This is a genomic window from Methylocystis sp. H4A (genome assembly GCF_015709545.1).
In the GTDB taxonomy this organism is placed as follows: Bacteria; Pseudomonadota; Alphaproteobacteria; order Rhizobiales; family Beijerinckiaceae; genus Methylocystis; species Methylocystis silviterrae.
On sequence record NZ_JADNQY010000025.1, the window covers coordinates 126,732 to 149,257 of the forward strand.

The 22,526-nt window shown below is 60.0% G+C and carries 22 protein-coding genes, 1 tRNA gene and 2 pseudogenes; 13 read left to right on the forward strand and 12 right to left on the reverse strand.

The features are described 5' to 3' along the window. Positions 1 to 7 precede the first annotated feature (7 nt). Together IYW40_RS12135 and IYW40_RS12140 are read right to left on the reverse strand one after the other, a co-directional pair. Complete coding sequence (locus tag IYW40_RS12135) at positions 8 to 2,815, reverse strand: DUF4062 domain-containing protein (RefSeq protein WP_196400652.1); 2,808 nt, start codon at positions 2,813 to 2,815, stop codon at positions 8 to 10. A 412-nt stretch (positions 2,816 to 3,227) separates the two neighbouring features. Continuing rightward, a pseudogene (locus IYW40_RS12140) lies at positions 3,228 to 3,704 on the reverse strand (IS3 family transposase); the annotation flags it as partial. Between the two features lie 64 nt (positions 3,705 to 3,768). On the opposite strand from IYW40_RS12140, the gene IYW40_RS12145 reads away from it, so the two are divergent. Further along, the gene (locus tag IYW40_RS12145) at positions 3,769 to 4,821 is read left to right on the forward strand and encodes an IS110 family transposase (protein WP_196400653.1); all 1,053 of its coding nucleotides are present in this window, start codon (positions 3,769 to 3,771) and stop codon (positions 4,819 to 4,821) included. 236 nt (positions 4,822 to 5,057) lie between these two features. On the opposite strand, the pseudogene IYW40_RS12150 reads toward IYW40_RS12145, so the two are convergent. Beyond that, a pseudogene (locus tag IYW40_RS12150) lies at positions 5,058 to 5,321 on the reverse strand (transposase); the annotation flags it as partial. A 196-nt stretch (positions 5,322 to 5,517) separates the two neighbouring features. Between IYW40_RS12150 and IYW40_RS12155 the strand changes: the two are divergent. After that, the gene (locus tag IYW40_RS12155) at positions 5,518 to 5,916 is read left to right on the forward strand and encodes a hypothetical protein (protein ID WP_196400810.1); all 399 of its coding nucleotides are present in this window, start codon (positions 5,518 to 5,520) and stop codon (positions 5,914 to 5,916) included. 162 nt (positions 5,917 to 6,078) lie between these two features. Here the strand turns inward: IYW40_RS12155 and IYW40_RS12160 are convergent, their stop codons facing one another. Both IYW40_RS12160 and IYW40_RS12165 read right to left on the reverse strand, forming a co-directional pair. Continuing rightward, positions 6,079 to 7,032, reverse strand: a complete 954-nt coding sequence (locus IYW40_RS12160; RefSeq protein WP_196400654.1) for a DUF5681 domain-containing protein — start codon at positions 7,030 to 7,032, stop codon at positions 6,079 to 6,081. A gap of 62 nt (positions 7,033 to 7,094) precedes the next feature. After that, positions 7,095 to 8,483, reverse strand: a complete 1,389-nt coding sequence (locus IYW40_RS12165) for a DNA methyltransferase (RefSeq protein ID WP_246720764.1) — start codon at positions 8,481 to 8,483, stop codon at positions 7,095 to 7,097. Positions 8,484 to 9,531: 1,048 nt separating this feature from the next. Here IYW40_RS12165 and IYW40_RS12170 point away from each other — a divergent pair. The 6 genes from IYW40_RS12170 to IYW40_RS22130 all read left to right on the forward strand — a co-directional run bounded on the left by IYW40_RS12170 (position 9,532) and on the right by IYW40_RS22130 (position 11,117). After that, on the forward strand, positions 9,532 to 9,696 hold the full coding sequence (locus IYW40_RS12170) for a hypothetical protein (RefSeq protein ID WP_196400656.1): 165 nt from the start codon (positions 9,532 to 9,534) through the stop codon (positions 9,694 to 9,696). 30 nt (positions 9,697 to 9,726) lie between these two features. Continuing rightward, the gene (locus IYW40_RS12175; protein WP_123176692.1) at positions 9,727 to 10,113 is read left to right on the forward strand and encodes an HU family DNA-binding protein; all 387 of its coding nucleotides are present in this window, start codon (positions 9,727 to 9,729) and stop codon (positions 10,111 to 10,113) included. A 44-nt stretch (positions 10,114 to 10,157) separates the two neighbouring features. Next, positions 10,158 to 10,231 (forward strand) — tRNA-Gln (locus tag IYW40_RS12180). Positions 10,232 to 10,363: 132 nt separating this feature from the next. After that, the gene (locus tag IYW40_RS12185) at positions 10,364 to 10,618 is read left to right on the forward strand and encodes a hypothetical protein (protein WP_196400657.1); all 255 of its coding nucleotides are present in this window, start codon (positions 10,364 to 10,366) and stop codon (positions 10,616 to 10,618) included. A gap of 66 nt (positions 10,619 to 10,684) precedes the next feature. Continuing rightward, positions 10,685 to 10,867, forward strand: a complete 183-nt coding sequence (locus IYW40_RS12190) for a hypothetical protein (RefSeq protein ID WP_196400658.1) — start codon at positions 10,685 to 10,687, stop codon at positions 10,865 to 10,867. A 127-nt stretch (positions 10,868 to 10,994) separates the two neighbouring features. Further along, positions 10,995 to 11,117, forward strand: coding sequence for a hypothetical protein (locus tag IYW40_RS22130; protein ID WP_281432878.1), 123 nt, complete (start codon positions 10,995 to 10,997; stop codon positions 11,115 to 11,117). 22 nt (positions 11,118 to 11,139) lie between these two features. Here the strand turns inward: IYW40_RS22130 and IYW40_RS12195 are convergent, their stop codons facing one another. The 5 genes from IYW40_RS12195 to IYW40_RS12215 all read right to left on the reverse strand — a co-directional run bounded on the left by IYW40_RS12195 (position 11,140) and on the right by IYW40_RS12215 (position 15,321). Further along, on the reverse strand, positions 11,140 to 11,472 hold the full coding sequence (locus IYW40_RS12195; protein ID WP_175092985.1) for a TIGR02300 family protein: 333 nt from the start codon (positions 11,470 to 11,472) through the stop codon (positions 11,140 to 11,142). A gap of 418 nt (positions 11,473 to 11,890) precedes the next feature. Next, positions 11,891 to 12,985: a cytochrome-c peroxidase gene (locus tag IYW40_RS12200; protein ID WP_348644268.1), complete on the reverse strand. Its 1,095-nt coding sequence runs from the start codon at positions 12,983 to 12,985 to the stop codon at positions 11,891 to 11,893. Between the two features lie 64 nt (positions 12,986 to 13,049). Beyond that, on the reverse strand, positions 13,050 to 13,727 hold the full coding sequence (locus IYW40_RS12205) for a hypothetical protein (protein WP_196400796.1): 678 nt from the start codon (positions 13,725 to 13,727) through the stop codon (positions 13,050 to 13,052). 174 nt (positions 13,728 to 13,901) lie between these two features. Continuing rightward, positions 13,902 to 14,588: a hypothetical protein gene (locus IYW40_RS12210; RefSeq protein ID WP_196400660.1), complete on the reverse strand. Its 687-nt coding sequence runs from the start codon at positions 14,586 to 14,588 to the stop codon at positions 13,902 to 13,904. A 475-nt stretch (positions 14,589 to 15,063) separates the two neighbouring features. Further along, positions 15,064 to 15,321: a hypothetical protein gene (locus tag IYW40_RS12215; RefSeq protein ID WP_196400661.1), complete on the reverse strand. Its 258-nt coding sequence runs from the start codon at positions 15,319 to 15,321 to the stop codon at positions 15,064 to 15,066. Positions 15,322 to 15,998: 677 nt separating this feature from the next. Between IYW40_RS12215 and IYW40_RS12220 the strand changes: the two genes are divergently transcribed. Beyond that, the gene (locus tag IYW40_RS12220; protein WP_196400662.1) at positions 15,999 to 17,213 is read left to right on the forward strand and encodes a PepSY-associated TM helix domain-containing protein; all 1,215 of its coding nucleotides are present in this window, start codon (positions 15,999 to 16,001) and stop codon (positions 17,211 to 17,213) included. A 32-nt stretch (positions 17,214 to 17,245) separates the two neighbouring features. Here the strand turns inward: IYW40_RS12220 and IYW40_RS12225 are convergent, their stop codons facing one another. Then, the gene (locus IYW40_RS12225) at positions 17,246 to 17,812 is read right to left on the reverse strand and encodes a hypothetical protein (protein WP_196400663.1); all 567 of its coding nucleotides are present in this window, start codon (positions 17,810 to 17,812) and stop codon (positions 17,246 to 17,248) included. 130 nt (positions 17,813 to 17,942) lie between these two features. Continuing rightward, on the reverse strand, positions 17,943 to 18,302 hold the full coding sequence (locus IYW40_RS12230; RefSeq protein ID WP_196400664.1) for a copper resistance CopC family protein: 360 nt from the start codon (positions 18,300 to 18,302) through the stop codon (positions 17,943 to 17,945). Positions 18,303 to 18,764: 462 nt separating this feature from the next. On the opposite strand from IYW40_RS12230, the gene IYW40_RS12235 reads away from it, so the two are divergent. The 4 genes from IYW40_RS12235 (at position 18,765) to IYW40_RS12250 (ending at position 22,516) form a co-directional block, all read left to right on the forward strand. Next, a complete protein-coding gene (locus tag IYW40_RS12235; protein WP_196400665.1) occupies positions 18,765 to 19,904 on the forward strand; it encodes a HupE/UreJ family protein in 1,140 nt (379 codons plus the stop codon). A 161-nt stretch (positions 19,905 to 20,065) separates the two neighbouring features. Then, positions 20,066 to 20,539, forward strand: a complete 474-nt coding sequence (locus tag IYW40_RS21870) for an HdeA/HdeB family chaperone (RefSeq protein ID WP_246720765.1) — start codon at positions 20,066 to 20,068, stop codon at positions 20,537 to 20,539. 15 nt (positions 20,540 to 20,554) lie between these two features. Then, on the forward strand, positions 20,555 to 20,848 hold the full coding sequence (locus IYW40_RS12245; RefSeq protein ID WP_196400666.1) for an HdeA/HdeB family chaperone: 294 nt from the start codon (positions 20,555 to 20,557) through the stop codon (positions 20,846 to 20,848). Between the two features lie 375 nt (positions 20,849 to 21,223). Beyond that, positions 21,224 to 22,516, forward strand: a complete 1,293-nt coding sequence (locus IYW40_RS12250) for a family 1 glycosylhydrolase (RefSeq protein WP_196400667.1) — start codon at positions 21,224 to 21,226, stop codon at positions 22,514 to 22,516. Positions 22,517 to 22,526: the final 10 nt, after the last annotated feature.

Genomic DNA, 22,526 nt, shown 5'->3' on the forward strand with positions numbered 1-22,526 from the left:
GAGTCAACTAAGCTTTGAGAACGCCGACGATCTTTCTCTCCAGCCGCGTCAGGCCGAGCGCCCGCGACCGCCGAAGCGCGCTCTCGGCCAGCCGAAACGCAGCGTCGGCGAGAGCGCTCTTTCCGGCGAACAGAATGGCCTCATCCATATCCGCTTCGATGAGGGCGATCTGGTCGTTCATCTCTTCGGCGATCCGCCGGCGCGACGCAATGATTTCGCGCGCGTCTGCGAAGCGCGCCGCGTCATCCGTCGCGACGGCGGTGCGAATGGCCAGGCCCTCCAGTATTAACCGGTTGTCTCCTAGCAACTCGCCCACCGCGACAACCGACTGCGCCTTTTCTTCGGCGGACTTCCTGTAGCCGCGCAGCAGGTCGGCACGCGCCAGGCCGGCCTCGGCCGCCGCGCCGCCGGCGAAATCGTCGTCGCGCAGCGAGATCTGCTTCACCCTGGCGAAATGCGCGCGCGCCTTGCGCAGGTCTCCGACATCTAGCGCCGCCAGACCTTCCACGAGCAGCACGGTCGCCAGGGCCCGACCGTCGGGAGAGTTGCGCGCCCGCTCGCGCGTTTCGTCGACACGGCGCGTCACGGCGGCCGCGCCGCCTTTCAGGAAGTCGAGGCGCAGCGTGTTCGCCGCGACGAGCGCGCGAAGGGCGTCGTTCCCGGCTGCGTTTGCCATGCGCTCGATTTCCCGGCAATGATCCGTGGCGTCGTCCAGTCGTCCTGCCGTCTCGGCGAAACGGGCCAGCACCAGAAGCGCACGAACCCGGGTCGCCGCGTCGCCCGCGTCCCTCCTCGCCAGGGCGTCCTGCGCCAATCGTTCGACGACCTGCGCGGCACTGCGTAGAGAGAGGTATTCAGCTGCGAGCGCTACGCGATCCGGTGGCTCGACGCCGATCCAGGCGCCGTAGACCTGTTCTGGGGAACTGTGATGATGCGCGCTTAGATTGCTCCACGCGGCCGCAAAAGCCTCGGGGTTCGACCGCATCAGGGCGGCGGCGAGGTCGGAGCGCGCGAGGAACACCGCCAGCCGCGGCCAGTCGCCGATCGCCTCGGCCTGGGAGAGGATTTCCAACGCCGCGCCCGGCACCTCGACCTGCGACAGGCTCACGTCGATGATCGCGAGGCGCATGCGGACACGGTCATCGTCGCTGCCAGCATCGAGAATGATGCGGCGGAACACGTCATTGACGAACAGCAAACGTCCGGCGTTATTCGTCGCATATTCGCCGACCGCTTCGCGCAGGAGGCTGATGTCGATCTGTCGCCCGGTGCCCCCGCTCGTCTGGGCGAGCTGACATAGCGTCTCGTCGGGGATGCCCATTTCCGAGACCGCGACTGCGAGTATGACCTCCTTCGCCCAGGGACGGCCGTCTAGGATGCGCGCCAGCGCGCGTCGCGCCAGCGCCTCATCGTCTCCCAGCGTTCCCAATTCAGAGACCGAGGCGTCGAGATCCTCGAAGCGCTGGGTCTGGCGGAGTTCCTCTCCCGCAATCAAATAGCCGCGGGCGCTGCGGCGTTTCGATAGTAGCTGCGCGAGCTGAGGTTCGTCGAGGCGGCGGGCGTAAGCGAGCAAATAGCGCTCGATCATCTCCTGCGCGAGCCTCGCGTCCGGCGGTCCGATGTCGACGGATGCGTAACCGTGCGAACCGGCGAGGGCCGCTTCACGCGTGCCGCCCCTTAGGGCGACGACGATGACGGTGTTCGGGATGAACTCCGGCAGCCAAGCGAGATCGTCGCCGGCGGCGGCCGCGACGTCGTCGATAAATATACAAAGAGGCGAGAGGGCCGACGCCGCCTTCACGGCGTCGTGGAAGCGGCGGGTGAGGCTCGCGGGCCCGCCGGCCTTGCCATGGCCGGAATCGCCCAATTGCTCTAGCACGGATTTGAACGCGCCGGTCCAGTTGCGGAAGCCGCCAGGCGCGAAGGCCGCGACGCATTTGACCCGGCCCTCCGCCTCAAGCGCGCGCACAGCCGCGGCCATGACGGCGCTCTTTCCGCAGCCGTCCGGGCCGACGAGCGCATAACGGCCCGCCGAACCGGCGGCCAGCCGGACGAGCGTCTTGACCTCTCGACGCATCACAAAGCCGTTTCGCCTTTCCTCGGTACGGGCGCGCGCCAGAAACTGCGCGAGCGGCAGGGCGGGTCGGCGCGGGAGGCGCGCGTCGACGAGCGCGATCAGCTCATCCCGCAAAATGTCGGCAAATGCGCGCAGATCCGCCGGGGCGGATTTCACCGGCGCGCCTGAGTTTTCGAGGTCCGACACGAGGCTGGCGAAGGGCGTGTCCGGGGCCGGCGCGACCCTCCAATAGAGCAGCGCCGCCGGAGCCGGGCTGTCGACCGGCCGATTCGTGATCGCGTGCCGCAGCTCGAGCTCCGTCACGCTGGCGCGGGAGTGATCGAGCAGACGGCCGAAGCGCGGCTCGGCGGAAAGACGCTCATGTGTCTTTGGATCGACCCATCCGTAGCGATTGCTCAACATGCCTAGGATCCACGGCCGGCACCGGTCGATCTCGCGCAGGCAGATTCTAAGAACCTCGCCCGCCTGCGCTTCCTCGCGCGTGACGCCCCAGCGAAGATCGATGTAAACAAAATTGACGCCGCGCTCCCATAAGTGACGCCGGACGATAGGAAAGACGTCTTCCTGCAAGAGGAGTCGCTCTTCCTGCATGTCCACGAAAGTCGACGAGACGAACAGACGAATGGTCCGGTCGTCCATCACGTCGACGTCCTGTCGAGAAAGCCGCGGTCGCCCACTCAGAACCCAGAGCGCCTTTCGGAACCAGAAGACGACGAGCCAATAAAAGTGCTTGAACATCACTGATACCAATAGGGGCGCATGGCGCATCAAAGAGATGGACGATTTTAGCTTAGGAAAAGACAAGTTGAACAGGCGCGCATGAGGAGAAGTGGCACGGCGTTCGACACCTCCCCTCGACGCGACGCTGGCTGCGAGGAGCACGATCCTGTCTCTTATTATCGCCTCGTCAGGCCATCCTTGGCCGGGCTCCTTGTATCGAGGACCATCGCGAGATGACGGCGCTGGCGATCGCGCGTCGCGCAGAGGCCAAGAACGCCCGGCCGACATTCGCCCCCGAGGATCAGAGAACGCCAAACGGGAAGCAACGGGTCTAAGCCCGCACAAAGTTCAAGACAGTAGTGGAGAGCTTGCGTCGGGTTCGGTAAGCGGATCCCAAGTCTCTTTGCGTGGGGTCGCCAGCGAGCGGGTGACCTGCCCCTGATGTGTCAGAGATCGCCGCCAGGCATTCGCGCGTCACGTCGTCGACGATGTTGAGGATGCGGAACCGCCGGCCACAAGCGAACTGGCCATGCACGAAGTCCAGCGACCAGCGTGCGTTCGGCCTTGGCTCTATAAGGATCGGCGCCCTTGTTCCGACCGCGCGGCGGCGGGCGCGGCGCTTGCGCACCATGAGCCCTTCCTCGCGATAGAGCCGGTAGATGCGGTTCTTGCCGGAACGCTCGCCTTCCTGACGCAGCAAGACGAACAGCCTCCGATAGCCAAAGCGGCGGCGCGCGTTGCCTAGCTCCCGAAGTCTCTCGCGCAATTGCGTGTCCGCCGGCCGCTTTGGCGTGTAGCGGACCGTCGCGCGGTCGATGGCGACGATGCTGCAGGCCCGACGTTCCGAAAGGCCCATGACGGCCCGAAAGTGTGCGACGGCTTCGCGCTTGGCGCCGGGCCCTACCATTAATGGGATGGTCCGCCTCGTCCTCCTGCCGCAGAATGCGGCATTTGGACAGGAGGATTGCCTAATGGCGGAACGTAACAAACCAAAGGAAGCTGCCGTGTTCGGCGTCGATATCGGCAAGAATGTTTTTCACGTAGTCGGGATCGACGCATCCGGTGCGCCGATCCAGCGAGCGAGCTTTCGGCGGGATACGCTGCTGCAATTTTTCGAGCGCGCAAAGCCGACAGTCGTTGGCATGGAAGCCTGTCCTGGCTCCCAATGGCTGGCGCGAAAGATTATGGCCTTCGGACACAGGGTCCGGATCGTCCCCGCGAGGTTCGTCAAACCTTACGTCAAGTCAAACAAGAACGACATCATCGACGCAGAAGCAATTGCCGAGGCAGTCTCGCGGCCAACAATGCGTTTCGTCGAAGTGCGGTCACCGGAACAGATTGATCTCCAGGCGCTGCATCGCGTTCGTGACCGGATGGTGGCCCAGCGGACACGACTCGTCTGCCAAATGCGCGCCTTTTGCCTGGAATACGGCATTGCGATGCATCAGGGCGTCGGCAGATTCAAGGCAGACCTGCCAAAGGTCCTGGCGAATGAAGAGAACGATCTCACGCCAGCGATGCGCAGACTGCTCGCGAGCTTATTCGAAGATGTGCGACAGCTCGAAGCGCGAATCTCTGAGATATCGCGCGAGATTGAAGCTACAGCGGCGGCTGACGACACCGCCCGGCGTCTAATGACGATCCCGGGCATTGGACCGCTCGCGGCGACGGCGCTGCTCGCAGCGGCGGGCAAAGGCGCGCAGTTTAAAAAAGCTCGAGATATGGCGGCTTGGCTCGGGCTCACGCCGCGCGAACACTCAACCGGGGGCAAGACGACATTGCTCGGGATCAGCAAGCGAGGAAACGCCTATCTGCGCCGGCTTCTGATCCACGGATCACGGTCATGCCTGCTACACCTGGACCGATCGCGCGATCGGCTTGGTGGCTGGCTCGAGCGGCTTCAGAGCCGAATGCACAACAACAAAGCGGTCGTGGCGCTTGCCGCCAAGGTCGCACGCATCGCCTGGGTGATCATGACGACGCCCGGCGCAACCTATGAGAAGCGCGGTCCGGCAGCAGCCTGATTGCCCTTTTCGACAGACTGCGAGGTTCGGGAGAGTGATGACGAAACAGTTGATCGGCACGCCGTAAGCTCTGGGCAAAAAACCGGGCTTCGTGCCCGCACCATTATTCGAGAACGGCGTGTGCGCATCTCATCATGGCCTGGCTGCAACAGCAGCTCGCTCGCGAGAGGCCGGATACATTTATGCAGACTGGAACGTCAGAACGAACGCGACCCTTGCACGGACGGGGCGGACCATACATTTTTTGCCAGAAGCTCCCGGAGCCCGGCTACGTCGAGCATCTGGTCCGCCAGAAGCTTCTTCAGCCGCGCGTTCTCCTCCTCGAGCGCCTTCAGACGCTTGGCTTCGGAGACGTCCATCCCGCCAAACTTGGCTTGCCAATTGTAGAGCGTCGCTTCTGAAACCGCATATTTGCGCGCCAGATCGGCGACCTTCGCGCCCGCTTCCTGCTCCCGCAAAATGCCAATGATCTGCTCTTCCGTGAACCGTTTCTTCTTCATCTCGTCCGTCCTGCAATAGGCCGGACTCTAATCGATCATGGAGGTGTTTCTCAGGGGCAGGTCAAAACGTCAAGACGCATTCCCCGCACACGAGGGGTTAAATCGATAACCTGGATTCCTGTGTGTTGTACGCTAAAGCAGGACTGTCCAGAACGGTATAAGGCTGACGGGTCAGAGGAAAAGACAAAAGCCGCACATGAGCGAAAGCCACGAAGACCTGCTTAATCGCCATCGCTGGGTTCGCGTCATGGCCGACTATTCTTGCGATGGGGTGTGGGACATCGAGGGAAATTCCTGTGGGACCGAGGAATTGCCGATCTCTCCTGCGCTCGTCGAGCGCCTTCGCCGCTGGCAGGCGCACTATGAAGCGATCGAGGATGCGGTCGAAGAAGAACGGCCCTACCGAGAAAGCGACTGGACGAATTTTTCCGCCGAAGGCCTCGCCATTGCTCGCGCCGTCAAGGCCGAATTACCCGGCTGGACGGTGTTCTACTTCGATGAGGCCAGGGCGTGCGTCGTTCCCTTGGACAGGAAGCGCCGGCTACGGAGCACCTTTGAATACGAAATTCTGCTCGACGACGAATCTTGCGACTAAGAAAAGTTTTGCCTCGGAGAGCGCCAAAAGAATGTCGCCGCTCTTTGAAAAAATTCGTCGCACTGTAGCGCCGCTTACCTTCAATAAGATGCGCGAGTGTGATCATGCCAACTAATATCAGGACGGCGCGACTCTATCCGATCTCCAGAGAAACGAATCTCTTCAATTTTCTTCAGCCTCATTGGCGCCCTTGAACCCTTCGACGATCGCACGAGCGATTTCGAGCCTGGGGAATATTTTGCCGCGCGGGACATGAAGGCCGGCGGCGCTCCATGCTGCGCGGGTCGATTTAAGGAGGGTGCGCTTCGGGATATTCTGAAAATACATAAGCTTCGTTATAAAGTCGGTATCGCTCAGTTGGAGCCGCTTTGGCAGCGTCCCGTTCAGGAGCGCCACGAATATTGTCGCAGCGTCGGCGCATCGGAGTCCTGCCTCTATATTTTCTGGCAAAGCGCATCGCTCATTGACGGCAATTTGCATGATGAAGGCGTCCATCAGTTTGATACGCTCCTCTAGATCCTTGAGCTCTGCTTCGTTCGTCGGCCCTGTGAAGAGAGGCGGCTTCCCATATCGGATGATGATGTCGTCTGGGTGTGGAAGATGCAGCGGCGGAGCCTCGCCCTTCGATTCAGCTTCTTTGATTTCTTCCCGACATTGCCGCTGATAGCTCTCCCAAAATTCATTCTCAGCTTTGATCTCGATCGCCTTCTCTCGTTCGATCGGCGCATAAAGCAGGGTCCAGGTTCTCTGCGCATGAGGGTTGCCTTTGAGAGCCGTATTCTGCAATGCGCGAATAACAGCCTGTTTCGCTGGAATGACAGAGACGCTATCGCCTTCACGAATCGTGACGCCGCGCTCGGCTTCTTTCAGGATCAATTCCTGTATGGGAAGCGGCTCAACCCGCGGATGAAATGGAAAGCTTGACGTTTTCTTAGGCCTTCCTTTTGGATTGCCTGATTGTCCTTTTTGGAAACGCGTTGTTTTTGGCAGGGCTGGAATCGGCTCACCAAATGTAATTGCGCTCTTCAAACGATCCACCATTTCGTCGGAAAACAAGCGTTCCGACTGCTCAGAGGGATCTTCGGTCGAAGATTTGTCCGCGCGACGCTTTGTCATAAGTCATCATTCTCCGGCAAGGAGCGGTTTATCATTTGGGGGACGTCGGGACGCGATCGGTCTCAGTCGACGAGCGCTCCACGCTTCCGGCCCTGTCGATCTCGCCTCGTTCGAGACGTCATGCGCGCCTTTCCTGCCGATCGAACGGTCAATCGCTCGGCTGCAATGTCTTCGAAGCGTCGGGTCGTTTCGGCGTGGACGGCCGACTTGCCCGTCAGTCTCTCCCAGCGAGAGACGATGACGTCGCAATAGAGAGGGTCAAATTCGATAAGCTTCGCCCGTCGTCCGCATGTCTCCGCCGCAATGAGGGTCGAGCCGGAGCCCCCGAACATGTCTAGGACCATCTCTCCGCGTCGAGAGCAATCCTTGATGGCGTCGGCCACGAGCGCCACGGGCTTGACGGTCGGGTGCATCGACAAAGCCTCGGAACGATCCGATCCAAGACTGCTCACGCCGGGGTAGTCCCACACATTCGTGCGATAGCGTCCCGTTTCGCCGAGCCCGAAGTTGTTCGTATGGGGAGCGGTCCCGACTTTGTAGACGAAGATCAATTCATGTTTGGAGCGGTAGAAGCTGCCCATGCCGCCATTGGTTTTGTTCCAGACGCAGAGGTTCTTGAATTCGGTGAAGGCGGCTTCGCCTGCTTCCGTCATTTCACGGATGTGCCGCCAGTCCATGCAGGCGAAGGCGATCGTCCCATCCTTGCTTACTGAAGCCGCGTTGGAGAGGGTTATGGTCAGGAACTCGGTGAAAGCCTCGCGAGACATCTCGCCCGAGGCCATGGCGAATTCCCGGTGGCTGTGGCGTCCGAGGCCGGTGACATTGCCGTCGATCTCGACGTTGTAGGGCGGATCCGTGAAGATCAGATCGGCTTTCTCTGCGCCAAGCAGACGGGAGTAATCACGCTTTTCCCTCGCGTCGCCGCACAGCAGCCGGTGTTTTCCCAGGATCCAGAGATCGCCCAAGCGTGTTACAGCTGCTTCGGGTAAATCTGGGATGACGTCGAGCCCATCCGGCGCCTCGACCGAAGCCTCCCGCGCCTGATCGAAGGTGAGATCGATCTCCGCCAAAGAGAAGCCGGTGAACGAGAGGTCGAACTCCGAGTCGATCAGCGCCTGGAACTCGATCGCCAGCATGTCGATGTCCCAGCCGGCGTTAAGGGCGAGCTTATTGTCCGCAATGACATAGGCGCGCACTTCCTCCGGCGTGAGATGCGACAATTTCAGCGTCGGGACCGTTTCGAGACCCAGCTCCTTCGCCGCCATAACCCTGCCATGGCCGGCGATAATGCCGCCGTCGTCCCTGATCAGGACCGGATTAGTGAAGCCGAAGCGGCGAATGCTCTCCGCAATTTGCCGGATCTGTTTCTTCGAATGACGCCGCGCGTTGTTTGCATAAGCCTTGAGGGAGGCTACGGGTCGCAATTCGATGGCGGGGGGAGTGGCGTTCATGGTCTGCCTCGACAGCAATTTTGGCGCGACCGGCTTGCGCGCTTCGCGCAACGAGCGCCGATCGAAGTTGCGCAAAGGCTTTCACAAAGAGATTCCAGTCGTCAATATTCGGAACGGGGATAAGCTTGGGGAAAGCGCCTTTAAACACCGATTCAATGGTAGTATATGTATAGATCTACCCTTTAGAGGCTATTGCTGTAGCAAAAAAATTTTCACGGCGGAGGAGGGGCTTTCAAGGGCCCTTCAAAGCCCCTTTAAAGGCCATTTAACAACCGGCGCGTTTCAGAGGGCGCTTTTTACTCGTCCGAATGCTTGCAAAATACTGGCGTTGCTTCGAGCGCGATGCCGCCTCGATCGGGTTGGGACGCCCCGCATAGCAAGCACCCCGCTCAAGAGGTCGGTCGAGGGCCAATTCAGACCCTGGGGGACGGGCTCGAAATCCCGAATCATCCCGTTCGATTCGCAATACGCAAGGCGTTGTCGCAGTCCGACAACATCCATCCGCCTTACGGCAACGCCGTTCCAGATAGCGACTCGCATATCCGCCTAACGGCGCGCTCATCCCGCTCAACGGCAACCGAAATCCAGATAATGGCAATCGAATCCCGGCTAACGACAATCCGATCCCGGTTATCCACAAGAAATTCGCCTGATAAAAAGGCCCGCATCCCGCGTTCCTGGCTACATGCTTCCCTTTTTTGCAGCAGGGAATAGGCGTCAGGACACTGAAATCACGTGGGTTTCGTCGCAGACGATGGGGTGAAGCCTGAATTTTCCCTGTTTTTATTCTTGAGCCAGGGAGGGGATAGGGGAGACCGGTTCGCGGGAGACTGCGTCCTCAGCCAATCGCTTCAAGCATTTCCGACAGGAAGCTGATTTTTCAGTCTCGGGATCGTCTCATTGGGCGAGTCGCGCGCCGTGGACGCAACATGTGCGCTGACCGTTAATAACGCCAAATTCAACCTCGCTACGTGCGAATGGGCAGTGCCTCGCCGTCAGGCGCTGCCGCTGTTCGTCCCCGGAGCGGCAATGAGAGTTGTTGCCTTCGATGACGCCTGGGCCTCTGTCCGAGACCGTCGCCTATCTCCTCCTTGGCGACGGCTTCAGTATTGCGTTGAAGCCCGACATCTTCCGCCGCAAGCGGTTGGTGCGCAGAAATTTGCGAATCACCAATGAAATCGTTAGCAATCGCATCTGTGCGGATGAGCAATAATGCAGGCGCTTATCTAGTAAAGGACATCTTATGGCTAGAGGAAAACCGGTGAAGGCGGCGAGCAGGAAGGTCAGCAAGGCTGAGCCTGCCGCCATTCGGCCGATCAAAGAGACATTTACAAAATCGGCTCTCATCAACCGGATTGCCGAGGAAAACGACATTCCTCGCAAGACCGCGGTGGGCGTCTACGCGACGTTGGAGAGTGTTTTTCTCGGGTCAGTTCACCCGCGCGGCGTGGGCGAATTCACCCTGCCGGGCCTTCTGAAAGCGACCCTTCGCAAGGTGCCGGCGCGGAAGGCGGGGACTTTGGTTCGCAATCCTGCGACGGGCGAGATGGTCAAGGCCGCCGCCAAGCCCGCAAGCGTGCGCGTCAAAATCCGGCCGCTCTCCAAACTGAAGTCGGCGGCGACGAAGTAAAGCGCCATCGACCAGGTCGTCGCGTTGTGTTGGCGCGGCGCCGTTGGGGGATAGTTCAACGGTAGAACAGCGGACTCTGACTCCGTTAATCTTGGTTCGAATCCAGGTCCCCCAGCCAAGAATTTCCAAAATTCGGCGCCGAATTCCGCCTTCAGGCGGTCGCGGGAGTATAACTGCGCCGCATTAGTGAGACGACGAAGGCTTTGGGAGCGTCGAGCACATCGACTATCTTGGCGAAGTGGCGTCCGGATTGAGCGCCTTGTTGCGGCGCGCCTCATCTTGGCCGGCTATTATTCGCGATGCAACGAGCTGCGCTTTTGCCCAACACGACTTCCCACGCGCGCATGTCGCGATGGAAAGTTTTTGCCTGCACTTTTTGCGCAAGCAATTGATGGAGAGAAAAGTATATAATCAGCTTCTTCTGACGGCGCGCAGGCGGCTTGCCGCTATGTCTTTGGCGCCGCCAAGCATGGTTTCAGCCGCGATGTTTCCTGAAGGGGATTGATCCACTCCACGTCGGGCCAGAACCGAGTTCATCGGACTGGCGTTCAGGTCGGAGGCTTCGCGGACGATGCATTACGATGCGCTCTTGGCAGCCCTTGTCGCAGGAGTCGTCACTCTCCTCGCCTTCCTCTTTTGGCCAGCGGTGGCGGATCAGCTCCCGGAACTGGCTCTGGCGGCGATCGTCTATCTTTTAGTGATGCTCGTTGGGGCCTGGATCTTCAACGCCTGGCGTCGAACACGGCGCAAATAAACGGTTGATAGCGCAAATTGTCGATGGGCGGTCGCCGAGCTTGGCTTTCCCACTTGACAGCGATCAATAAACCTACTCTTAACAGCTCGCCATTTAGATCGCGATCCTTCTCAGGCGAACAGGGTTCATGCGCTTTCTTAAAAAACTCCCAAGCTTTGCCGCGCCGCTTGTCGGCGTCACGGTTGCGCTCGCCTTGTGCGTCGTCGTCTTCGCTTTGTCCCTGGCAGGGATCGATCCAAGCCTCGACTAAGCGGCGTCAGAACGTCAACAGCTTATTCGGTGGCGGTTACGACGACGTCCGCTTCTACTTCTTCCAGCACCGCTTCGATTCTGTCTTCTTCCTCATCGGCCGTTGAGTCTTCCTCCTCATCAGCCGTTGACAAGAGAACGTCATCAACGATCGGTTCGATGACCGGCGCGACTGGCGCGGACCTGGCGAAAGTCGCCGAATGGTACGCCGGTCGCCTTGCCGCCGAACGCAAAACCTCCACGACTTGAAAGGCCGCGGCGCACTTCGGGCAGACGATCGGCAAGCGATTGAGATCGTAAAAAGCAGTTGCGCACGTCAGGCATCGGCGCTTCACGCCGAGTTCAGCTTTGGCCATTGAGTCTATCCCTTCGAAGTTCGGACTGCGGGCGCGGCAGGGTGTATTGTTATCGCCCCTGGGGACGACTCGGCGCCAAGCGTCTCTCTGCCAGTTCAGTGGCTACGGAGTATTAGCACGGCGGAGACGATCGGCTGACAATATTTCGAGATGACGCCGTGAAGCTCGCAAAAACCGCCTTCAATATTTGGGGATCCGATCATCGGAATACAAGGCGGGCGCGGGTCCGCACCTACGACCAGGTCAACATGGAGAACTGCAGCTCCGTTCACAGCCCGCAAATGAGTAAAAAAATATCGGAAGCGCACAACACTCAGGCGGAGACCATAGTCTCAGACCTCAACGAGAACTCGAACGCTGAAAATAGAGACAAGGACTTAAGACGGCAGTGCTGGGTGAGCGCGCGGCATCCGCTCCTTCACGGCTGCGGGCGGGGCGTCGTCGCGACGCTCGGCGGCAGAACGGGGAGAGTGAACTGTGGTGGCCGGCCAGTCAGTGTTTTGAGGAAGTCTGTGACCTTGTCGATGTCGTTCTCGCTCAGTTTTTCGCCGAGTTGAGATTCGCCCATCACCGCCACGGCCTGTTTCAAATCCCAGGCATGCCCGCTATGAAAATAGGGGGCGGTCAGTTCGATATTGCGCAGGGTTGGAACCTTGAAAACATAATCGTCGCTGACGCTCTTGGTGACGACGAACCGGCCCCGGTCATCCGGCGGCAAGAACTCCCAACCAGGTTTCTCGACGACGCCAAAAGGCGCATACATGCCTCCCCCGACGTTGATGCCGTTGTGGCAGGTGGAGCAGCCCTTCTCGACGAATATCTTCAATCCCTGCTTTTGGTTGGCGGTCAGTGCGTTGTCGTCGCCCTTGAGCCAGCGATCGAAAGGTGCGCCGGGCGTGATCAAAGTCGCCTCGAAGACGGCGATCGCCCTTCCAATGTTGTCGTACACGATCGGATCTGACTCGCGAGGAAACGCCTTCTTGAATGCTTCGACGTAGCCCGGAATGCCTTTAAGCTGTTCGATGGCGTGCTGCTTGGTCCTTCCCATTTCGACCGGATTCACGATCGGTCCGCCGGCTTGCTCCTTGAGGTCAGCGGCGCGGCCATCCCAGAATTGCGCCGTGTTGAACACGGCGTTCAGCACCGTCGGCGCATTGCGACCGCCTCGCTGCCAGTTGTGGCCTATGGACGTCGAGCGACCGTCGGCTCCGCCCATTCCGATCATATGGCAGGTGCCACAACTGATGTTGTGGCTTTCGGAGAGTCGCGGATCGAAATACGGCATCTTCCCGAGTGCGAGCTTTTCCGGCGTCGCCGGATTGTCCGGCAGCGCGCGCGGCGTTTCCGGTATCGGCTCGAACATACCCTTCACCTGATCGCGGAGAGGATCGGCGGCGCGCGCAGTCCCGGCCACGAGTAATGCGAGAAGCAATGCTGTTATCGGCGGACGCAAGATCATTGGGCGGCGTCTTTCTGTCCGCGAGTCTCTTATGCACGACGACGCCAATCGCATGCAGTGGGCAAGACGACGGCGCGAGTTTGCGATCCTCGCACCGTCAGGAGGCGCGCGCGACCTGTTAAGGCGCGCGCATAAAGTTCAGCAGGGTGGCGCTCAGGCTACCGCCCGTGAACACGATCGTCGCGCCAAGCGCGAGCAACGCGACAAGGTTGAGGGTCAGATCATTCGCCGCGCCCGCTATCGCGAGAATCCCGAGCACGATCACGGCCAAACCCGAGAGCGCCTGAATGCCTGCTGAGCCAAAGGCCATCTCGCTCGCGAGAATTTCACTGCCGCCAGCGCCAGCTTGATTTCTGCTCCTCAGCGACTCTTGGCTGAGCACATGCAGTTGCCACACGGCATTGCTACTCAGAATTAGGGCAGACCCGAACGCGATCGCGGCGATCGGCGTTAGCGTTGCAGGCTCAATGCCGAGCAGCGAAAGCACGCCAAGAACGATGCCGGCCGCGCCGGCGAGGAAGACGACGGACAGGCTGCTGCCGCCAAATCCCTCGATGTTCGTGGCTCTTGAGCCTGCTGGAAAGATAATCTGGGCGTATTCCGACAGCATGGTTCCGCCTTGAATCAACAAGGCGGCGCCGAAGACGATCGTCGCGACCGAAGCCATCATCGGCGCATTCACGCCCGATAATCCAACAATGGCGATAACAACGGTGGCTAGACCGCCGATTGCGTCGATCAGTCCCCCATACGCCGCTGTTTCACGAAATGTCGATTCTCGAGATGTAATGGACATGACAGTGTCTCCAGACTTGCGATATCTCCACACGAGCAAGAGCGCGTGATTCCACATAGCGCGGGATTCACCCAGTCAAGATCTACAGCCGGTATGCCGCTCAAGCTTAGATGCGGCTCCTCTTGAGACTGCAAGCCAAGTCGCAGCCCGTGCAAGGTCTGTTCAATTTGCGCGTCACACGCGCGGAGTCGGCGGCCGTCGCGAAGTGGAGCGCATAAAGCTGAGGAGGATGGCGTTCAGGCTGCCTCCCTTCAGCACGAGCGCGGAGCCGAGAATGAGCAGCGCTACGAGGTTGAACGTAAGGTCATTCCTAGTCCCGGACGCGGCAAGAATGCCGAGTACGACTGCGGCGAAGCCGCCAAAGATCTGAATGCCGGCGGAATCAAAAGCCATTTGGTTTGCGAGAATGTCTCTCGAAGACTCCTCGCCCTTGGAGGCGCGTCTGACGACATTAAGATGCCACACGGAGACGCTGCTCAAGACCAGCGCGCTTCCGAACAGGATTGACGCGATTGGCGTCAGCACGGCCGAGTCGAAGTCCAGCAGCGAAAGCACGCCTAGAGCGATGCCGCCGGCTCCAAGCAGAACAACCGCCGAACGGCTGCTGGCGGTGAAACCGTTGATCGAAGACGTGCCGCCGAGCAGCACAGAAAATCTGGCATACTCAGACATCATGCCGTTGCCCTGGATCAACAGCGTCATGCCGAACACAATTGTCGCGATCACGGCCAAAATCGGCGCCTGGAGGCCGATGAGTCCGAAAATGGCGAGGATGACGGTTGCAACGCCGCCAACATCATCGATCAAGCCGCCCTGCCTGGCGCGCTCGGGAAAAGTCGATTCGCCGACCGTTATCGACATGTTCGTCTCCCAAGTTCAATGCCCCCAAAGATAAGATTTAATTAGCGGCCATTTGGCGTCGGCAAAGATCCCCGCCGAGCGCCCAAACTTTGCTCTAGGCCTGGCCGCGCGCTCCACCTGGCCGACGCCGGAGTTTGGAAGCGCAAAAAAAAGTCCCGAGGGTGCGCAAACCGCGAGGCTTCCGCGTCAAGGTTGAGCTAATGTTTTGGAACGCGCGCCGTCGCGATCAAGCTTGACGCTCGATCACGCGGATCTCCACCCGATACGGGCGATCGCCGCCACACGCCCTCGCGGGGCTCGATGTCCGTCTCCGTGCCGCTCGGGCGATCAGTGACGCGCGCTGCAAAGCAATGACGCGGCGGCGCGCCACGTCCGCCCCAGGTCAAGAGGCGAGCGCGCCGGCGTGCGCGGCAATTTCGTCGAAGACTCAGCCACTCGCGCCGACCCGAAGTCGCGCCGTCCTATGAGGCGAGGGTCAGTCGAGAGCCTTACCGCCTGCCTCTTCGCAGGCCGCGGCCGTCTCCTTAAAGACCCAGCCCTGGCCCTTGCATGAGTTCATGCCCTTGCACGCGTTTTTGGGCGAGTGACAGTCGGCCTTGCCCTTACAGCTATTGACGCCGAGGCAATGCACTTTGCCGGTCGACGCCGCCTTTGCGGGCGGCGCAGCGCCAGCGAGAACGATTGAAACAGCGGCAACGGCCAGCGTCGCACCCTTGCACACATCATTTTTCATTTTTCCGCCTCTTCGTTTTCTGACTCTTCTCGAAGGTAATCGGCATGCTTCGCCCTCTCGTGGAAAGCAAGTATGACCTGAAGATAATGGCGACCAAAGGAGAACTTCGCGGAAGTCGGAGACATGCGCCGTCGTCCGCGACGCATCCCGCAAACCCGTGTTCGGAGCTGAATTGCTTGACGCTTTGAGTATGATGCTGTATGAAATTATTCATACTAAGCCGGCGTGATCATTAAAGTCGCCTCAGCGCTCGCAGGCGGCGGCGCTGCAAGGCGTCGCAAACTTCAGCCAAGCACGAGAGCGAGATGAGGGCGCAATTCGCGGGAAGGCGAAATGTGGAGCGGACAAACATGGCTCCTGGCCGTTGCGACATGGGCAATCGTCGCGATTGGGGGCATGGTTTATTTGCTCGTCGAGCGGCGGCGCGAGAAGAAGTGATGTCATCGTAAAGGATGCGCCGCGCTGACCGCATTCAGCGCCATGAGGCCAGCGCCAAGAGGCCGAAGCTCCGGTCGCCTGCAAAAGCCGACCGCATCATTGGCTTGTGCATTTGATGGCGCGTGACGTCAGACATGGCGTCGCCTGAGCGCCGCAGCTTCAGTTGACAGGGTCGCCCGAAACGGGTGGGATTAGATGCGATGGAGGCGCGAAAGCGCTGGCGGACCCAAGTTAACACGATGGTTGAGAGAACGATCGAAGCCCGCCCCAACAGAGGGGCGGCGTCGCCGTCGCGTATCGCGCGTCGGCGCGAAGTCGCACGCAAGGTCTTTCTGCAGCTTCATCGAACCATCGGCCTCTTCGTCGGGGCCGTGTTCGTTTTGGTCGGGCTCAGCGGCGCGGTTCTGGCTTTTCGCGAGGATATCGACGAACTGCTGAACGCTTCAATCATGCGCGTTGATACGCCCGCGCAGGCTTCTTACCGCTCGCCGGACGAAATTCTCGGCGCCGCTTTCGCGGCGATGCCGGCCGACGGCAAGGCGGAAAGACTGACGATGCCGCGCCATCCGGGCTCGGCTGCGGCGATAACCTATATGGTTGAGACGGACGATCTTGAGACCGACGTATATCAGTTGTTCGTCGATCCCTACACGGCGAAGGTCAAAGGGCAGCGCCTTTATCAGCATCGCGGCAGGCTGTTTTCGCAGCCTCTCATCCCGATTCTCATGACTTTCCATTGGACGTTGCTGCTTGGAGTCAACAACGCCTATGTTCTCGGCTCGCTCGCCATACTTGTTTTCTTTTCCATCCTCGTCGGACTTTATCTGTGGTTCCCGCTCAATGGCGATTGGCGACTGGGATTGAAAATCAAATGGGGCGCCAGCGCCGAAAGACTTGCCTTCGACATACATCGGAACGTCGGCATTTATTGCGCCGCTATTTTGTTGGTCATGTTATCCACTGGAATAGCCATGATCTTTAAGCCGGCGACGCGGTCGGTGACGACCTTGTTTTCTCCGGTGCGTCCTAAAGTTGATTTTGGGAAATCAAAGCCGCTTCCAGGCCAATCGCCGATCGGCGTCGGCGCGGCGGTTGCGGCCGCCGATAAAATCTTTCCCGATGGAAGGCTCCACTGGATTCTTCTGCCAAGCGCGCCAAGCGGCGTCTATGTCGTCGGCAAGCAATCGGACGATGAACCCAACCGAACCAAAACAAGCCGAAATGTCGGCGTCGACCAGTACAGCGGCAGAGTCCTCCAAGTGCAAGATCGCAATGGTTTCACCGCCGGCGAGAAATTTCTGGAATGGCTATTCCCGCTGCATTCGGGCGAAGCTTTCGGCGCTGTCGGACGTTCGATCGTTCTATTAATCGGGCTGACGCCGCTTGCGCTTTACGTCACGGGCTTTTTGCGGTGGCGACAAAAGCGCCGCGCGCGAAGGCGTGCGAGTTATTGAACAATCCGCCAGTTCACTTTGCAAAGCTCTGATCATTTTCCGACGAAAATCGGCATCTCGATGGTGTCCTCGGCGTTCTTCGCCTCGCCAAAGGCGAGCTTGAGCAGGTATTTCCCCTTGTGAGCGACGTTCGCGTCCAAAGTCACAAAGCCGCTTGAGCGGGGCCGAGACGGCAGAGCATTGATCTGTTTGAGACCGCCATCCGTATCGACTTGATAGAAGGAAAGCGCGACGGATTCGTTTCTCGCGTCTTTTTCCATGAGGGTGACGGAAAAAATCAACTTTCCCGTTCCCGGCACGCGATCGCAATATTCGGCATATTTGCTCAAATCGTCCGTCGTCCCTCCGGCGCTTTCTTCGGAGTCCGGCAGGAAATATGTCGTGAGGTGCACGGAGTAGAAATCGCTGACCCCAAGACATTCCGAAATTGTGCGATCGCCCGCCTTCACGGCTGGTCTTAGCGTATGCGCCTTCCAAAAGTCGTCCACATATTGATTGAGGGCCGGAGCCCATAGGCGATAGGAAAACGCCGCGCCGTTGACGCCAATCAGCAGCACGATGCCTACGAAAACCAGTGCGTTCAGACGGCCAGGACTCATCGCTTTTTGTTTCCTTCCCTTACGCCGAAGAGCGGTTTTCGCATGAATCCTCTGATCATAACCGCCAGTTGCGCGCCTTCGCGCCTTCGATACGCGCGCCGCTCTTGCCGGCGCGCCTCAAGGACGCGCATCACGGGCGCACCTCGAACTCCCAGGCGCCGCTGACGAGATGGCCGTCAGCCGAAAGCGCCCGGTAGCGAGCGGTATATTTACCGGGAGTCAACCGGTTCACGCTCACCGACACATGGCTCGGATCCGCGCTATCAATCGCGGCGTCGCGCTTGTCGACCCTTTCGCCCGACGCGCTCACAACCGCCAATGCGGCAAAGGCGTCGCGAATGCCGGCGTCGTACCACACTTCCACTTTTCCGATGTCTTCGGCGCCGACGCCGCCTTCCGCGGGGGAGGTGCGGACAACGATCGCATGCGCCAGAATGATCGCCGGGCGTTGCGGCTCTCGCGGCGGGCGCGACGGGCCGGTGAGTTTCATCGCCGGGGTAGGGCCAAGCTGTTGATCGCGACTTGGGGAGTCAGAGGCAGTTCCGTACGCCGTGGCGGGTTCAGGCGTCGCGCCGACTGACAGGAGCGCCCCAGCAAACGATAGCAGGCGCGCATGCCGGTTGACCGACATCCAGGACGGGCTTTTTCGACGGGAGACTCTTGCCTGTCCGCTCTTCGTCATGGGGCGAAGTCCGATTCAATAATCATTTCCGAGCTCGCTCGCGCGCAAAGAATGCGTCGGGCCGCGAGACGCCGATTGCTCATCTTGTCACAGACTTGACCAGCGACGCCATTCCGCCGCGGCGCCAAAAAAGCCGTATCGATTACGTCCAGCGCGCCTCGCGTAGGCTGCCGCGCTGATGGACTTGAGCTTGCCCTTCTCCCTCGATATGCATCTTTTTATCAAAGTGCATACGCCGCAGGCGCGCGGCGCGTCAAGGGAGTCCGCCCGATGGTATGGTTGCTGAACGGCGCGGTCGCTGTCGTTGTGGCGTTTTTCGCGAGTGCGCCGGCGGCGCGCGCCCATACGGCGAATATTTCCAGCAGCCGAATCGTGCCGGCAGGGCACGGTCTTTATCGCGTCGAGGTCGGCTTTCTGGGAACTGACATCGAGCGCATGTTCGCCGAGAACAAACCGAAGAGCGACGAGGTCGATCTCACCGAGCCCGGCGTGATCGAGGGCATGATCGGCAAGTTCATTCAGACGCGCGTCGATCTGCAGAATGCGGAAGGTCAGACCTGCGCGAGCACCGTCGTTTCGGTCGGCGATGATCCGACCAATCCTAATGACTCAAAAGTCGTGCTGCGGATGGACTGCAGCGCGGTTCAAGGGCAGATTTTTTACAATCCGTTCAGACTTCTTGATGCGCAGGGACCGCGCGCCAAACAACTCGTCAGCATCGGGGAGAAAAGCGATGAAGCCAATCTGACCGAGGCGCAGCGCCTGGGCCGGGAGCCGGCGCCCGGACAAGTCATGATCTATCCCGGCGACCCGATGATCGATCTCTCCAAGCCGCTGCTGACGCCTTGGGAGCTTGCGCCGAAATTTTTGTCCGCCGGGGTCGAGCACATCGTGACGGGCTATGATCATCTGTGCTTCCTGATTGCCGTGATGCTGTGGGCGACGCGCATCTGGCCCGTCGTCAAGATCGTGACGGCTTTCACAGTGTCGCATTCGGTGACGCTGTCGCTCGCGGCGCTTGAACTCGTCAATCTCCCGAGCCGTTGGGTGGAGATCGCAATCGCGCTGTCGATCATCTATGTCGCAGTTGAGAACTTCTTTACGCGCAAGGTCGACGGTCGCTGGCGCGACACCTTCGCGTTTGGTTTCATCCATGGCTTTGGTTTCGCGAGCGGTCTGATCGAGCTCAGCGTTCCTCAACGCGCCATCGTGCCGGCGCTGGCGAGCTTCAACATTGGCGTCGAAGTCGGGCAGATCGGCGTCGTGCTCATCGTTCTCCCCTTACTTCTTATGACAGATAAGATTTTCACGCGCGGTCAGCGTAGTCCGCTCCTCGTGCAGGTCTGCTCAGCGATTATCGCCTGCTTTGGCGCTTATTGGTTTTTTGTGCGCGTCGCCGAGCTGGGCTAGGGAAATTAGCTAGGCTCTGTGTTCGGCTGAATTGAAGGAACGCTTCGCCTAAACGCTGTTTTTAAAGGTGAAACTGCCCACGAGGGCGAGCTGGCTGATGACGCCTCGAAAAGCTTAAATGCCTGGGCCAGCAAAACGGAAAGGCTCCGGCGCGGCTAAGGATGGTCAAAGCACGCCGATGGACTTTCATTTTTTTAATGTTTAGTTCAAGCGCGCCGGGCTGGGGCGTTAGGCGCGGGGCGATAGTCGGAACCGCCTGCCTTGACGCGCCCTTTGCCCGGCGAAAGCCGCAGGGTCAGGCGGCTCTTCGGAAATCTGGTTTTATCGGAGGAAATCTTATGAGGAAGCTGATGTTTGCGCTTGCCGCGGCGGGAGCGCTCGCGCCTTCGCTGTCCAACGCGCAGGTCAAGATCGACATGACCCGCATCACCTGCGGGGAATTGTTGGCGATGCCGGCCGACGATCAAGCAGACTTCGGGGCATTCATGGGCGGCTGGTTCGCGCAGAAAAGCGGCCGAACCTTTATCGACCTGAACTTGTTTCGGAAAAACTCCGCCAGCGTGAAGAGCTGGTGCGCTTCCAATCCGAATGAGTCGGTCATGGCGGGTCTGCAGCGCGCTTTTGAGCAGAAGTAAAGAACGGGGAACCACATGAATCGCAAACTTATTTTCGCCGGCGCTCTCGCCGCGGTCGCCCTCGCCGTTCCCGCCAACGCGCAGGTCACGATCGAGATGTCGGAAATCACCTGCAAGCAGTTCGCCGAATATGACGCAGACACCCAGGACTTTGTCGCCAACTGGATGAGGGGCTATTTCAGCTCCAAGAACAACATCACTGTAATCGATTCGCGTTACGTGAGACGCAATACGGATAAAATCACGCATTATTGCAAGAAGAAGCCGAATTCTTCCCTCATGGATGCGATCCAGAAGAACGCCCGCTGACCCGAATGGAGCGCACGGCCAGGAGTCGGCCGTGCGCTTTTGCCATTTCTTTTTGAATTTCATAGTTTACAGCTCCAACGCGGCAGTCTGCCGTCGTCCGGCTCTCTTTGCAGCCAGAACGTGATGCGTCCGCGCGGCGGAACCGACGCCGATCTTTAGGGTTAAGGTAGGGGCCGGCCCGCCGCTGCAGGCTCGAGCGTGAGCGCGCGAATGCGGCAGCTCACGAACGATACACGGCGAAGAGACGGAGGACGCCTGCGATGAACGACGCTGCTGCGTCATCGGGTTCGCGCCAGCGCCGCCTGTTGTTCCACACCGCGGCAACCCTCGGGCCGGCGAGCCATTCGCCGCCGCCGCGTCGATGAACTGCGCCTGATGCTTCCGAGCGCGACGGAACTCGATCGGCTCACTGCGCCCGGCGCCTTTTTTTGGGCGACGGGTATTGAAGACACGTTCATTACCGCTCCGCATCCGAGAACCGGGCGCATGCTCGACGAATATGAGCTGACGGATCATTACCGGCGGTGGGAAGCGGACATCGCGTTGATGGCGCGCTTGGGCGTTCCCTGCGCGCGTTATGGCGTGCCCTGGCATCGCGTCCAACCGTCGCCGAAGACCTGGGATTTCAGCTTCGTCGACGCCGCGCTCGAGCGCATGCTCGAACTTAACATCGATCCGATCGTCGATCTCGTACATTACGGTTTGCCGCAGTGGATGGAGCACGCCTTTCTCAACGAGGGCTATCCAAGCCGCGTCGCGGAATTCGCGGCGCGACTCGCCGAACGGTTCCGGGGAAGGATCCGATGGTACACGCCGCTGAACGAGCCTCGGATCACCGCATGGTACTGCGGACGTTTGGGCTGGTGGCCGCCCTACGGACGCAGCTGGCCAACTTTCGTTGCGGTGATGCTGTCGATCTGTCGCGGAATCGTCGAAACGACCCGCGCGCTACATGACGTCGACCCCGAAATCGTCGCGTTTCATGTCGACGCCACCGATGTTTTCGAGTCGAGCGACCCGGCGTTGGCCGAGGAGGCCGAGCGGCGTCAAACGATTGTGTTCCTTGCGCTCGATCTCATCAGCGGGCGCGTCGATCCGCGTCATCCGCTGTGGACCTGGCTTCTCAAGCAGGGCGCCGCGGAACCCGCGCTGAACGCCTTTCGTGAACGCCCGCTTGAACTCTCTGTCATTGGCGTGAACCTTTACCCGATCTTCACGCTCAAGCGGATGTCGCGCGACCGTTTCGGGCGGCTGCGCATTCGAATGCCTTACGCCTCCGGCGCGCTCCTGACGAAGATCGGAGAGATGTATTTTGAACGTTACGGCGCGCCGATCATGATCTCGGAAACCGCGACCAAAGGCTCGGTGAGACAGCGGCAGGCCTGGCTCACCGACTCGGTCGAGGCGGTGAAGACGCTGCGCGCGAAGGGCGTTCCGATGGTGGGCTATACATGGTGGCCGATGTTCGCGCTCGTGACATGGGCCTATCGTCAGGGGCTGCGGCCCCTCCACGATCATCTTTTGCAAATGGGGCTTTGGGATCTCGATCCTGATCCATTGGGGCGGCTGGATCGTGTCGAGACGCCCCTTGTCGACGCCTATCGTCGACTGACGTCCGGTGGCGCGGCTGCGGTGGGTCCGCTCGCGCCAACGCCAAGGCTGCCGTAGCGCAGCCTCC